This window comes from Peptoniphilus faecalis (assembly GCF_012976305.1).
In the GTDB taxonomy this organism is placed as follows: domain Bacteria; phylum Bacillota; class Clostridia; order Tissierellales; family Peptoniphilaceae; genus Peptoniphilus_A; species Peptoniphilus_A faecalis.
Map to the genome: position 1 here is coordinate 1 of NZ_JABDSR010000008.1, position 13366 is coordinate 13366.

The following is a 13366-nucleotide window of genomic DNA, read 5'->3' on the forward strand; positions in this document are numbered from 1 at the left end:
TCCTTTGATAATTTTAGATTGAGAATTTTTTTATGTTTTTACCATAAAAAAATATATGGTTTAAGCCATAAGACATAAACCATATATCATTAATTTTTATTCACCAACACTATTTGACAAAGAACCATTATTATCGAAGAGCTGTCTTTTTTTGCAAAAAATTAATAATTTTATTATTTAAAACTTTAAAAATTTTAAACTAGAAAGAAAAGTGTGAACAGTAGATACAAAATTTAAAGTGTGAAAATTCAAATAGTTTGCCGATTAATATGAAATATAAAATTAAAAAATAAATCTTAATATAATTAAATTAAAAATATACTCAAATTGATTTAATTTTTCAATTAGCTATGGTATAATTAATTGAGAAATTGATAATCAAATTCAAATATTGAAAAGTATTTATAAAAGTAGGTAGGTGTTAAGATGCTTAGTTTAATAATGGCGCCTCTAAATATAAACTTTAAAGTTTTTAAAGTTAAAAGTTTAAGAAATAGTGACGTAACTGAATCACACCTTGCAAATCTTGGGTTTGTTAAAGGGGCGATTATAAAAGTTATAAGCGAGAATGATGGCAATTTAATAGTTTCTATTAAAGATGCAAGGGTTGCAATTGGTAAAGACATTGCAAAAAAAATTTTAGTAGAGGAGATGTAGAATTGCAAACATTAAAAGATGCAGTTGTTGGTAGATATTATATTGTAAAAAAAATAAATGGTTCTGGGCCTTTAAAAAGAAGAATAATGGACATGGGCATTACAAAAAATTCGAAAATCTACATAAGGAAGGTGGCACCTCTTGGCGATCCAGTTCAAATTAATATTAGAAATTATGAACTTAGCATAAGGCGTGCAGATGCTGAGTTAATTTTAATTGAAGAAATAGAAAAGGAGGAGATCTAATTGGCTATAACTATTGCACTTGCCGGGAATCCCAATAGTGGTAAGTCTACTTTATTCAACAATTTAACTGGTTCAAACCAATACGTTGGAAACTGGCCTGGAGTAACTGTTGAAAAAAAGACTGGTAAGTATAAAAAAGACAAGGAAGTACATTTTACAGATTTGCCGGGTATTTATTCTCTTTCTCCTTATACTTTGGAAGAAGTTGTATCAAGAGATTACCTTGTAAATGAAAGACCTGATGTAATAATTGACGTTGTAGATGGTACAAATATTGAAAGAAATTTATTTTTGGCTACACAACTTGTAGAACTTGGCATTCCAGTTGTAATTGCACTTAACATGATGGATGTAGTTAGAAAAAACAATGACTTCATCGACATTAAGAAATTAGAGAAAAACTTTGGATGCAAGGTTGTTGAGATTTCTGCACTAAAAAATGAAAACATTGAAAAATTAATTGAGACGGCAAAGGGAGCTGTTAATTCAAACACAAATTGTTGCTATGAATTTAACAGTGAAATAGAAAAATATATTACAGAAATAGAAAACTTTAGCGTTATAAAAGACAATCCTGCAAAGAGATGGCTTGCCGTTAAATTTTTTGAACAAGATGAAAAAATCTTAAAGGAATTTCCTCTCTATGGAAAAGAAATTAGAAGATTAAATGAGATTATAGAAGAAGCTGAAGAAAAATACGACGATGATGGCGAAGGCATAATCACAGATGAAAGGTATAATTTTGTATCAGAAGTTACAAAAGATTCTGTTAAAAAAGGTAGAAAGGGAATGACCACTTCTGACAAAATCGACAGAGTTGTTACAAATAGATTTTTGGCAATTCCAATTTTCGTTGGAGTTATTACCCTAGTTTATATTTTAGCAATAAATTATGTTGGAGGACCAGTTACTGATTGGGTCAATGATACTTTCTTTGGAGAAATAATTGGAGAAAACTTTAGGGGATTTTTAGAAAATGCTGGCACATCACCTGTATTGACATCATTATTAGTTGATGGAATCATAGGAGGAGTTGGAGCAGTATTAGGATTTTTACCAGTAATCGCTGTACTATTTTTATTTATAGCAATCTTAGAAGACATTGGTTATATGGCAAGAATTGCCTTTATACTAGATAGAGTTTTCAGAAAATTTGGTTTATCCGGTAAATCCTTTATTCCAATTTTAATGGGAACTGGTTGTTCAGTACCTGCAATTATGGGAACTAGAACTATTGAGTCAGACAATGACAGAAGAATGACTATTATGACTGCATCCTTTATGCCATGTGGTGCAAAGCTTGATATAATTGCAATGTTTGCGGCTTTCTTAGGTGGCAGCTGGTGGTATGCACCTCTATGGTACTTTGGTGGAATTATTGCAGTAGTAGTATCAGGAATAATTTTAAAGAAGACAAAATATTTTTCAGGAGATCCTGCTCCTTTTGTAATGGAACTTCCTGAATATCACATGCCAAGTGCTCACAATGTTTTTAAAGCAACTTGGAATAGATGTAAGGCCTTCGTAGTAAAAGCTGGAACAATTATCCTTCTTGCAACAGTTGTAATTTGGGTACTAAAGAGTATATCAGTTACAGGACAATTTGTGGACTTTGAATCAGATGCAAAGGACTCAATTCTAGCAGCAATAGGTAGAGCCATTGCACCAATATTTGCGCCTCTTGGTTTTGGAAATTGGATTGCAAGTGTTGCTACAATTCTTGGACTTGTTGCAAAGGAAGTTGTCGTTGGAACTTATGGAGTCTTAGCAGGAATTGGAGAAGTAGGAGCAGAGGATAGCAACATGATATCACTTGTAGCTTCACAATTTTCCGTTGCATCAGCTTTTGCCTTTGTATTTTTCAATCAACTTACAGTTCCTTGCTTTGCAGCCATGGGAGCAATAAAAGAAGAAATGGGATCTAAAAAATGGTTTGGATTTGCCGTAGGGTATCAAATTGTATTTTCTTACACAATTGCTTTTATGATTTATCAATTTGGAAGATTGTTAGAAGGAGGATCCTTTAATATAATGACAGGAATTGCAGTACTTGTTTTATTGGTATATATATATCTTTTGTTTAGAAAAGATAGATCAAAATTACAAGGTGGAGAATTTAAAAAGAAAAGGGACAAGGTGGTAAAGTATGAATCCAATTAATGTTGTAGTTGCCCTTGTAATAATTTTAGCAATTGTCTTTGCTGCAAAAAGGGTAATAAGTAAAAAAGGTGGATGCGATTGTGGATGCAATTCATGTCACAGTGCATGTTCATTAGGTGAAAAGAAAAAATAAATTTTAAGAATACCTCTTAGCAGGTATTCTTTTTTTGTGATTTTTTAATTAAAATCTTTCCTTAAATCCTTAAATAAATTTTAAAGTTGTAATAAAAATTTAGCTTTTTATAAATTCCTTATTACAAATTTTAAAACAAGGAAAATTAGAATAAAAAATATATTTTAATAGAAAATTATTTTTCGAATCATTGGAAAAAATTTATAAATAATGATTTTCACTATATAAAGGTTTTATTCATCATATGAAATGTGAAACTTTAGTGAAATTTGTAAATCTAAAGCAAATCCCTTGAATTAGAATTTCAAAGTAATATAATGAGAAATGCACAAGGTAATGAAAAGAGTGGTGATATTTTTGAAAGAAAGTATAGATAGTATTTTAGCAATAGATAAAAAAACTAGAGAACTTGTCGACAGCACTGAAAAAGAAATTGAAAATATTAAAAAAGACTTGAGAGAAAAGTTAACTGATATTGAAAATGAATCAATAGAAAGGGCGAAGGCTATTGGAAAAGAAAAAAGTGATGAAATTTTAGCTGATTTTGAAAAAAAAGCTGAAGATTTAAAAAAAGAAAATGAAAAGAATTTAAAGAGAATTGAAGAATTTTACAGTGAGAATTCCGATAAACTCATTCAAAATGCCTTTGAAATGGTGATTGGAAGTAAATCAAATGTTTGATGGTTTAAAGGCTTTAAATGCTAAAATCTCAAAAATGTATTCAGAATTTTTAGCCTATGAGGATTTTGAAAAAATGGCAGATGGTGACAATGTTAGATTCTGCCTTTCCTATTTAAAAGAAAAAAAATTTCCTAATATAGATTCTTTTTCGGATATTTATGAAATTGAAGTCTTTTTGGAAGAGTACAGAAGAAGTGAAATTGCAAAACTTCGTGGATTTTTGCCGCTGAGATATGCAGATTTTTTGAAGGCCTACTTGGAGAGAATAAATATTGAAAAGATCGTCAAGATTTTGAGGTCTTTGAGGATGAATAAAGAACCAAAGGTTGATAAACTTGTCATTTTAGGTAAAAAAATCAACTTTAAAGAGGAAACCTTTGAATCTTTTATAGACAATTTAAAGGACACACATTATTATGAGTATCTAAAAAACTATAAGTCATCTAAGGACGAAGATGCTCTTTTTTCTATTGAGATGAATTTAGAAAAATTTTATTACAGAAATTTAACTGAGACAACAAAATCTTTTTCCAAAGAGGATGTAGAAGAGTTTAAAAAAATTTTTGGTGTAAAAATTGATTTGCTCAATATTATTTGGATTTATAGAGCAAAGAAATATTATAATATTTCACCTGAAGAAATTTTCAACTTCACTATTTTTGGTGGAAATTATAATTCAGAAAAACTTCTTAAACTTTCTTATTTAGATGAAAGGGAATTTGAAGAAGAAATAAGAAATTCAAAATATGGAGCCCTTTTTGCACAGGGAAGAGTTATTGTTACTGGTAGAACTGCTAAAAAGATTATGTATTCTATTGTAAGGAAAAATTTTAGAAGAACCGATGGTATAGATAAGTTCATGAGTTTTTTGGTTCTTTTAGATTATGAAATTGCCAATATCGAAAGAATTCTTGAAGGCACTAGATTTGGTCTTAATAAAAAGGAAAAGTTAAAATACATGATTGTTGATAGAGAGGGAAGTGAAGAAATTGGCCGTTGAAAAAATGAAGGTCGCTAATATCATTGGCAATATTAGTGATATGGATTCAGTTGTTCTAGACATTTTGAATTTAAAATGTATGCAATTTATGTCCACTGAAGCGAATATAGCAGAAAATAAATTCACCTTTAGTTTGGACAATGAAGAAAACTTAGAGAGAAATCTTGAACTTAATTATATTTCTCCTATTGAAGAAGATCAATCCCATAAATCCACAGCTAAGAAAGCCACTGAAATTATGGATTTCTTAGGCTTTGACAAGATTGATGAGTATTACTTTGAAAAGGTAAATGTAAAGGAAGACATAGATTCTTTCGTAAAAAACATCAGTGATAAAATCAATGAGTACGAAAAGACTAAGGAAAATTTAAAAATACTTGATACTTTAAAAGAGAATTATGAATTATTTAAAAATGTTGATATTGACTTAAAAGACATTGCAGATTTAAAATATTTCAACTCTAGATTTGGTTTCTTGGACAAAGATGCTAGACAAAGATTAAAGAAAAACTATGGCAATATCCTTGCCATGATTTATCACACAGGTACTGTGGATAATCGTGAACTTTTCCTTGTAATCTATCCAAGGGAAGCTGAAAAAGATGTCGATAGACTGCTAAATAGCTTAAACTTTACAGAAGTGGAACTTCTTGGTGAAAATGTAGAGGGTACTGCAAACTTAATTTATAAGAACCTTGAAGAAGAAGAGGAAAATGTAAAGAGAAAGATTTTTGAAATAGAAGAGTATAAGAAAAATCTTTTGGAAAGTAGAAATGAGGAGTTAAAGACTACCCTCGCTCACATGCTTAGCTATGAGGGAATTGAAAAAGCTAAGAGATACATGCTTAAATCAAACAAGTACTTCTATCTTTCAGGTTGGATTGGTGACTCTGATAAGAGCAAATTAGAAAAAAAATTATCCAAATATAGGGACCTTGATATTAAGTATTTCGACCCAAAAAGCGAAAACATGAAGACACCGACAAAGTTAAAAAATGCAAATTTTTTCAAGCCCTTTGAGCTATTAATAAATATGTACGGAACGCCGAATTATGGCGAATTTGATCCAACTGTAATTTTTGGAATTACCTACATGATTCTTTTTGGAGCAATGTTTGGCGACTTGGGTCAAGGGGCTGTATTTGCAATTGCCGGACTAATATTAAGAAAGAAAAACAAGGATTTTGGCGGACTTCTTCTTAGGATGGGTGCATCTTCAATGTTTTTTGGTTTGATGTATGGATCAGTTTTTGGAAGTGAAGAAATCATTCGGGCAATGTGGTTTAGACCCTTTGAGAATATAAACGACACTCTTGTAATTGCAATATATTTTGGCATTATTCTACTTGCCATAGCTTATGGTATAGGTATTTACAATAGATTAAAAAGTGGAAAACCTGATGAAGCCTTTTTCTCTAAAGAAGGTTTTTTGGGAGTTCTAATTTTTGTAGCGATGATTAATATTGGAATGAATGTAATGGGAGCAAAATCACTTATACCTATGAATATTTCTTTAGGAATATTGGTGATAAGTCTAATAATTATGCTACTAAAAAGACCTATTCTTAAAATTTTATTTAATAAAGAGGCAGAGGGTTCTGCCGCAGATTATTATATTGAGTCCTCCTTTGGACTATTAGAGGCTTTATTATCTACCATGAGTTCAATTATTTCTTTTATAAGAGTTGGTGCCTTTGCCATAAACCACGTTGGTTTGTTCTTGGCATTTAAGACCCTTGGAGAAATGGTTGGTTCAAGTGGAGGAAATATTGCAGTTTTAATTTTTGGAAATATTTTGATTTTGGGACTAGAAGGTCTAATTGTATTTATTCAATCTCTAAGACTTGAGTATTATGAAATGTTTAGCAAGTATTATAGTGGTGACGGCATACTTTTTGAAGCCGATAGAATTTATTAAAGAGGAAGAGGAGTTTAAAGATGGAAAAAATTATTATTTTCGCAGTGTTGACAGTTTTTTCAATGGTAGTTTCAGGTTTTTATTTTATTTACAAAGGAACAGATGCAAATAGAAAGTTTGCACGTGCCTTTATGAAATTAAACCTATTTGTTTTCGTACCAATTTTTGTTTTTGGATTAATATCTCTTGTGCCACAAATGGCATCTGCAGCAACTGCTTCAACAGGTGGTAATGGACTTGGATTTTTAGCAGCAGGTCTTTCAACTGGACTTGCATCACTTGGCGCTGGTGTCGCTGTATCAAATGTAGGCTCTGCAGCAATAGGAGCTGTATCAGAAGATCCAAATATTCTTGGTAAGTCAATGATCTACCTAGGACTTGCAGAAGGTATTGCTATTTATGGTCTTATCATTTCAATTATGATTCTTGGAAGACTATAATGAGATCAATTCTTTTAACATCCAACGAAGATATTATTAACGGCCTTCGCCTTGCAGGTGTAAGGTCTGTTAAATGTAATGACAGATCTGAACTTTTAAAAAATTTTAAAATATATACAAAGACTGAAAATATAGGAATAATTATTTTGACATATTCTTCCTTCAAAGAAATCAAGGAAGAAGTCTTGGAATTTAAACTTAGTGGAGAACTTCCACTAGTGGTAACTATTCCCGATTTAGATGGACAAATGGAAGATGATTTTATTTTAAAATATGTCAGAGAAGCTGTCGGTGTGAAAGCTGTAGGTGATTAAATGATTTTACTTGAAAACAAAATTGCCATATTTAACAAAATTGTTTTTTTAAAGCAAAAGGAAGAATGTGAAAAGAGGATTCGAGAAGAAAAAGAAAGGGCTGAAAAGATTTTATCTGAAAAAATTGAATCTCTAAAAAAAGCTGAAGAAGCTTTTATAGATAGAAGAATAACCCTTGCAAATAGGAGAGGATATGAACTCATTGCCTCTGTTGAGGAGCAAAAGAGAGTTTTATTTTTAGAAGAAGATGAAAAGCTATTAAAAGAACTCCTTGAAACACTTTCACAAAAGCTTTTAGAATTTACTAAAACAGAAGAATATGTGAATATGGAAACTGAAAATTTTAAAAATATTTTAGAAGAAATAGATGAAAAAAGCATTTATCTCTATGTAAAAAACAATGAAAATGAAGAACTCATTAAAAAATTTAAAGAAATTGCAAAAAAAAGGGGAGTTGAGTTAAAAATCGACGAGCTTTTTGAATATCATATTGGCGGATTTATAATTTCTGATATAGAACAAACTTATAACATCAATATGTCTTTAAAAAATAAATTGGAAGACATGAGATATGAAATTGGATCAATGCTACACGAAAAATTAAAAGAAAGAGGTGAAGTCATTGGAAAGGGCAACAATTAAATCAGTTGACGGACCAGTAGTAATTGGAAAGAACATGGCAGATTATAAAATCAGAGAAATGGTTCTTGTTGGCGAAAAAAAATTAATTGGTGAAGTTATTTCAATTGATGGAGATCTTGGTACAGTTCAAGTTTACGAAGAAACTGAAGGACTAAAAAGAGATGAAGACATTATTTCCACTGGTGCACCTCTTTCTGTAAAACTTGGGCCTGGAATGATTAGAGGAATATTCGATGGGATTGAAAGACCCCTTGAAGTTATAAAAAAAGAACATGGATCCTTTATGCCAGAAGGTATTGGACTTATTTCCCTCGATGAAGAAAAACTTTGGGATGTAAACTTTAAAGTTTCGCTGCACGATAAAGTTCACCAAGGACAAATTTTTGCAGAAGTTCCAGAAACTGATATTATAACTCACAAAGTTATGATTCCACCAGGAGTAGAGGGAGAAATTGTAGAAATCCTTGAAGATGGTAAATACAATATTGAAACAGTTTTATTAAAGGTAAAGGATGAATTAGGAAAAATCAATGAAGTCAAGATGTACCAAAACTGGCCAGTAAGAATTCCTAGACCCGTTAAGGAAAGACTTCCAATTGATAAATTACTTGTAACTGGACAAAGAGTCTTCGATGTATTTTTCCCAATTGCCAAGGGAGGCACAACTGCAATTCCAGGAGGCTTTGGCACTGGAAAAACTATGACACAACATCAAATCGCAAAATATTGTGATGCCGACATAATCATATACATTGGATGTGGTGAAAGAGGTAACGAAATGACAGAAGTTTTGGAAGATTTTCCAAAACTAATTGACCCAAATACGGGCAAGGCTCTTATGGATAGGACTATTCTCATTGCCAACACATCTAATATGCCAGTTGCAGCTCGTGAAGCATCAATTTACACAGGCGTAACTATGGCTGAATACTTTAGAGATATGGGATATCACGTTGCATTAATGGGAGATTCAACATCTCGTTGGGCAGAAGCACTTCGTGAAATTTCTGGTCGTCTTGAAGAAATGCCAGCAGAAGAAGGATACCCCGCTTACCTTCCATCAAGGATTGCAGGTTTTTACGAAAGGGCTGGTTATGTAAAGACTTTATCAGGCAAGGAAGGTTCTGTAACTCTTATTGGTGCAGTTTCACCAGCTGGTGGAGATTTCTCCGAACCAGTAACAGAAAATACAAAGAGATTCGTAAATGTATTTTTAGCATTGGATAAAGAACTTGCCTATTCAAGACACTATCCTGCAATTAACTGGATGAATTCCTATTCAGGTTATATACCATTACTAAAAAATTACTACGACATGAGACTTGATGGAGATTTGCCAGAACTTAGAATAAAATATTTAGATTTACTTCACAAAGAAGCTAAGTTAAATGAAATTGTAATGTTAGTTGGAGAAGATGTGCTTCCTGACGAAGAAAGGCTTGTTCTTGAAATTTGTCGTGTTGTAAAAGTTGGATTTTTACAACAAAATGCCTTTAACCCAATTGACACTTTTGTGCCACTTGAAAAACAATTTGAAATGTTAAAGACAATAGACAATCTTTACGAAAGAGGCAAGGAAGCTTTAAAACTAAAAATTCCAATTTCAGTAATAAAGAACGATGCTATTTACGGAAAAGTAATTAACATGAAATACGATATAGAAAATGAAGATTTAAAGAAATTTGTAAGCTTAAACAATGAAATCAATGATTTTTATTTAGAGCTTAGCACAACTTATGGTGATGTAGAATGAAAAAAGAATATTTAACACTTGATAGAATTGAAGGATCATTGCTAGAACTTTCAAATCTTCACAGAGTTAGTTATGGTGAAGTTGTAAAAATAATGTCAAAGGATGGCAAGAGTTCAGAAATTGGGCAAGTTATAAAAATTGACGAGGATAAGGCAATTGTTCAAGTTTTTGGCAATAACTTAGGTGTTTCGACAAAAAATACCAAGGTAGAATTTTCTGCACATCCCTTTGAAATTCCACTTTCAGAAGAAATTTTAGGAAGAGTATTTAATGGAACAGCAAAGCCCATTGACAAGGGCGGTGCAATTTATTCCAAGAATGTATATAACATAAATGGCAGACCGATTAATCCGTCAGCTAGAGAATACCCAAGAAACTTTATCCAAACAGGTATATCCTCAATTGATGCACTAATGACTCTTATTAGAGGTCAAAAGTTGCCAATATTTTCTGGATCAGGACTTCCTCACAACGAAGTCGCTGCTCAAATAGTTAGACAAGCAAAAATTGTCGATGAAGGTGGAGAAAATAACTTTGCCATTGTCTTTGCAGCCATTGGTGTAAAGCATGACGAAGCCGATTTCTTTAGGGAAAGCTTTAAAAACTCTGGAGTAATAGACAAGGTAGTAATGTATATAAATTATGCTGACGATCCAATTATGGAAAGACTAATTGCACCAAAATGTGCTCTTACAGCTGCGGAATATTTAGCATTTGAAAAGAATATGCAAGTTCTTGTAATAATGACTGACATCACATCCTATGCAGAAGCATTGAGAGAAGTTTCATCATCGAGAGAAGAAGTGCCTTCAAGAAAGGGCTATCCAGGACACTTGTACTCTGACCTTGCATCACTATATGAAAGAGCAGGTATGATTAAGGACTCCAAGGGTTCTGTAACACTTATACCAATTTTAACAATGCCAAATGACGATATTACACATCCGATACCTGACCTCACAGGTTATATCACAGAAGGTCAAATTGTAGTAAGTCGTGATCTATTCTCAAAGGGAGTTTATCCTCCGATAGATGTACTTCCATCACTTTCAAGACTTATGAAGGATGGCATTGGAGAAGGATATACTAGAGAAGACCACCCAGATCTATCTTCACAACTTTTTGCATCATACTCAAAGGTACAAGAAACTAGAGCCCTTGCACAAATAATTGGCGAAGATGATATTTCCGATGACGAAAAATTAGTTTTAAAATTTGGAGATGAATTTGAAAAAAGATTTTTGACGCAAGACCAAAATGAAAACAGAGATATAGAAGAAACACTAAATTTAGGTTGGGAATTATTGAAGATTCTTCCACCTGAAATGATTGATAGAATTGATCCTAAGTTAAAAGAAAAATATTTAGGTGATAAGAATGGCAATTAAAGTTACTCCAACTAAGGCAAATTTAATCGCATCAAAAAATGCACTTGTCCTCGCAGAAAAGGGTTATGACCTTCTCGACAAAAAGAGGACTGTCCTAATTAAAGAAATGATGGACTTAAATAAAAATGCAAAGAAACTTCAATCTGATATAGAAGGTAAATTCGCAGATTCCTACTCTGAACTTGTAATGGCAACTATTTCCATGGGAGCACTTTCCTTAAAAGACATGGGAGAATCTGCTCCCTTGGAAAAGGAATATGAAATAATATCTCGTTCAGTCATGGGACTTGAACTTCCAAAAATAAAATATGAAAAAAAAGTAGTTAAGGCAGATTATTCCCTTCATCAATCTAATGCAGCCTTTGACAGGGCAAAGATAAATATTTCAGAAATTCTGCCAGTTATCTATGAGCTTGCAGAGATTGAAACATCAGTCTTTAGACTTGCAAATGAAATAAAAAAGACTGCCAAGAGGGCAAATGCCCTTGATAAAATTCAAATACCTAAGTATAATCACATTATCAAGGAAATTGAAGACACTTTAGCAGAAAAGGAAAGAGAAGATTTCTTTAGACTTAAAAAAGTAAAGAATAAAAAGAATAGAAAAAATAAAGAAAAAGTTAATAAATAAAAAAGCTCCTAAAGTTTTAAAGCTTTGGGAGTTTTCTTTTTGCAAAATTTTTTAAGTTCAATAAAATATTTTGTCTTCCATATATTTTTAATATATTTTTAATCAATTCCAATAAGAAGCGCAATTATTTGTGGTAAGAATACCATAAAAATTGTTGCAGTTGGTTGAGTTGCAGCATAAAAAGAAGATACTCTATCATCTTCTGTAACTGTTAAAAGAGCTCCAAGAGATGGTGCACTTGTCATAGCTCAAGTAGTTGCTCCCAGTGCTCCAAACAAAGGAAGTTTAAATACTTTATATGAAAGTAAAAATGACACGATTGTAGTAATAAGAGTCATGAGAACTCCTACAAAGAAAAGTTTTATACCATATTGACTTACAACTTCAATAAATCCAGCCCCAGCTTTTAAACCTGAAGGGAGAAGGAAAAATGCAAGTCCTAAGTCACGAATAGCAGATAATATACCCTTATCAGCACGAAGATTAATTTTACCAATATTGCCAATATGTCCTAAAATAAGACCACCTATTAAAGAACCTCCACCACTTCCAAGGGAAATTTTAGCAGAGCCAGCTTTAATTTTAATCATTCCAATTAAAATAACAAGAAATGCTGCAATTGCAATTGAGAAAAGTCCACTTTTTTCAATTGTGATGAGTTTAGAAGCATCAACGATTTTTTTGTTGGAAGATTTAGAACTATGAATTTCAAGTTTTGCATTTTCAACTTCTCTATCTGCACCTAAAAGTTTAGGAACAATTTGAACGAAGAGCACAACGCCAACAACTCCAAAAACATAAGCAATACCATAACCAACGCCTGGTAAAATAGAATCTGTCAATTCATTTACTGTTCCCAACATAGAAGTTGAAGTAAGAGCTCCTGTTGCTAATCCAAGAGAAAGAGAAACAGGGAGTTTAAAAATCTTAACAGATGCTATAATTGTAAGGCCTCCTACTATTGCAGCGACAATAGATATTAAAAGAAAAGATACTCCATTTTTTTTAATATTTTCTACAAAATCGGGGCCAGCCATAAGACCAATAGGCGTTAAGAATAAAACAAGACCAATTTTAGATAAAAAAGCAGGTGCTTCAAATCCATAATGACCAAAGAATAGTGCGACAATCAAAATCGCTGAAGCTCCAAACTTAATTCCAAAATAATACCTCCTAAATAAATGATTTTAGTATATTACCATAAAAGCATTATACATACAAATTATATTTATCCAAATAAAAATTTATTTAATCACAATATTAAATAAAGAGGGATTGTAAAATAAAAATTTTAATTTTTTAAAATTTCTATTGCAATTTTAAAAAGGTAACTATATAATAATTATTGTATTAAGGAGTTGATACAACAGTACAAAAATTATTTTAATATTATTAAGTTTAAGA

At 31.7% G+C, this 13366-nt stretch carries 15 protein-coding genes; 13 read left to right on the plus strand and 2 right to left on the minus strand.

Translation table 11 applies throughout. The annotated features are described in order from the left end of the window. Window positions 1–426: 426 nt before the first annotated feature. The 13 genes from HKO22_RS06425 to HKO22_RS06485 all read left to right on the plus strand — a co-directional run bounded on the left by HKO22_RS06425 (window position 427) and on the right by HKO22_RS06485 (window position 11962). The gene (locus tag HKO22_RS06425; RefSeq protein ID WP_075659446.1) at window positions 427–657 is read left to right on the plus strand and encodes a FeoA family protein; all 231 of its coding nucleotides are present in this window, start codon (window positions 427–429) and stop codon (window positions 655–657) included. A 2-nt stretch (window positions 658–659) separates the two neighbouring features. Next, window positions 660–902 (plus strand): FeoA family protein, encoded by a 243-nt coding sequence (locus HKO22_RS06430; protein WP_075659445.1) that lies wholly within the window; start codon window positions 660–662, stop codon window positions 900–902. Further along, entirely contained in the window at window positions 903–3062 is a 2160-nt protein-coding gene (gene feoB / locus HKO22_RS06435; RefSeq protein ID WP_169969369.1) for a ferrous iron transport protein B, read from the plus strand. After that, a complete protein-coding gene (locus tag HKO22_RS06440) occupies window positions 3049–3195 on the plus strand; it encodes a FeoB-associated Cys-rich membrane protein (RefSeq protein ID WP_075659443.1) in 147 nt (48 codons plus the stop codon). The genes feoB and HKO22_RS06440 overlap by 14 nt, the downstream gene beginning before the upstream one ends. A gap of 348 nt (window positions 3196–3543) precedes the next feature. Continuing rightward, the gene (locus HKO22_RS06445; protein ID WP_328819077.1) at window positions 3544–3876 is read left to right on the plus strand and encodes a hypothetical protein; all 333 of its coding nucleotides are present in this window, start codon (window positions 3544–3546) and stop codon (window positions 3874–3876) included. After that, window positions 3869–4876: a V0D/AC39 family V-type ATPase subunit gene (locus HKO22_RS06450; protein WP_169969372.1), complete on the plus strand. Its 1008-nt coding sequence runs from the start codon at window positions 3869–3871 to the stop codon at window positions 4874–4876. The genes HKO22_RS06445 and HKO22_RS06450 overlap by 8 nt, the downstream gene beginning before the upstream one ends. Then, on the plus strand, window positions 4857–6794 hold the full coding sequence (locus HKO22_RS06455) for a V-type ATP synthase subunit I (protein WP_328819013.1): 1938 nt from the start codon (window positions 4857–4859) through the stop codon (window positions 6792–6794). The genes HKO22_RS06450 and HKO22_RS06455 overlap by 20 nt, the downstream gene beginning before the upstream one ends. Before the next feature lie 20 nt (window positions 6795–6814). Then, the gene (locus tag HKO22_RS06460) at window positions 6815–7234 is read left to right on the plus strand and encodes an ATP synthase subunit C (protein WP_169969374.1); all 420 of its coding nucleotides are present in this window, start codon (window positions 6815–6817) and stop codon (window positions 7232–7234) included. Next, window positions 7234–7548 carry a V-type ATP synthase subunit F gene (locus HKO22_RS06465; protein WP_075659438.1) on the plus strand — a complete coding sequence of 105 codons (315 nt, stop codon included), beginning with the start codon at window positions 7234–7236 and terminating at the stop codon, window positions 7546–7548. The genes HKO22_RS06460 and HKO22_RS06465 overlap by 1 nt, the downstream gene beginning before the upstream one ends. After that, entirely contained in the window at window positions 7549–8190 is a 642-nt protein-coding gene (locus HKO22_RS06470; protein WP_169969376.1) for a hypothetical protein, read from the plus strand. After that, the gene (locus HKO22_RS06475) at window positions 8171–9943 is read left to right on the plus strand and encodes a V-type ATP synthase subunit A (protein ID WP_075659436.1); all 1773 of its coding nucleotides are present in this window, start codon (window positions 8171–8173) and stop codon (window positions 9941–9943) included. Before HKO22_RS06470 ends, HKO22_RS06475 begins: the two co-directional genes overlap by 20 nt. Further along, window positions 9940–11331 (plus strand): V-type ATP synthase subunit B, encoded by a 1392-nt coding sequence (locus HKO22_RS06480; RefSeq protein WP_075659435.1) that lies wholly within the window; start codon window positions 9940–9942, stop codon window positions 11329–11331. The genes HKO22_RS06475 and HKO22_RS06480 overlap by 4 nt, the downstream gene beginning before the upstream one ends. Then, window positions 11321–11962, plus strand: coding sequence for a V-type ATP synthase subunit D (locus tag HKO22_RS06485; protein WP_169969378.1), 642 nt, complete (start codon window positions 11321–11323; stop codon window positions 11960–11962). Before HKO22_RS06480 ends, HKO22_RS06485 begins: the two co-directional genes overlap by 11 nt. A 98-nt stretch (window positions 11963–12060) precedes the next feature. Here the strand turns inward: HKO22_RS06485 and HKO22_RS10860 are convergent, their stop codons facing one another. Both HKO22_RS10860 and HKO22_RS06490 read right to left on the minus strand, forming a co-directional pair. Beyond that, window positions 12061–12207: a hypothetical protein gene (locus HKO22_RS10860; RefSeq protein ID WP_235932830.1), complete on the minus strand. Its 147-nt coding sequence runs from the start codon at window positions 12205–12207 to the stop codon at window positions 12061–12063. Between the two features lie 3 nt (window positions 12208–12210). Beyond that, window positions 12211–13119, minus strand: a complete 909-nt coding sequence (locus HKO22_RS06490) for an aspartate-alanine antiporter-like transporter (protein WP_328819079.1) — start codon at window positions 13117–13119, stop codon at window positions 12211–12213. Between the last annotated feature and the right edge of the window lie 247 nt (window positions 13120–13366).

Excerpts from the sequence above, each read along its gene's own strand:
- HKO22_RS06470 (WP_169969376.1), top strand. The coding sequence starts at position 7,549 with ATGATTTTACTTGAAAACAAAATTGCCATATTTAACAAAATTGTTTTT.
- HKO22_RS06440 (WP_075659443.1), top strand. The coding sequence starts at position 3,049 with ATGAATCCAATTAATGTTGTAGTTGCCCTTGTAATAATTTTAGCAATT.
- HKO22_RS10860 (WP_235932830.1), bottom strand. The coding sequence starts at position 12,207 with ATGACAAGTGCACCATCTCTTGGAGCTCTTTTAACAGTTACAGAAGAT.
- HKO22_RS06450 (WP_169969372.1), top strand. The coding sequence starts at position 3,869 with ATGTTTGATGGTTTAAAGGCTTTAAATGCTAAAATCTCAAAAATGTAT.
- HKO22_RS06425 (WP_075659446.1), top strand. The coding sequence starts at position 427 with ATGCTTAGTTTAATAATGGCGCCTCTAAATATAAACTTTAAAGTTTTT.
- HKO22_RS06465 (WP_075659438.1), top strand. The coding sequence starts at position 7,234 with ATGAGATCAATTCTTTTAACATCCAACGAAGATATTATTAACGGCCTT.
- HKO22_RS06480 (WP_075659435.1), top strand. The coding sequence starts at position 9,940 with ATGAAAAAAGAATATTTAACACTTGATAGAATTGAAGGATCATTGCTA.
- HKO22_RS06485 (WP_169969378.1), top strand. The coding sequence starts at position 11,321 with ATGGCAATTAAAGTTACTCCAACTAAGGCAAATTTAATCGCATCAAAA.
- HKO22_RS06460 (WP_169969374.1), top strand. The coding sequence starts at position 6,815 with ATGGAAAAAATTATTATTTTCGCAGTGTTGACAGTTTTTTCAATGGTA.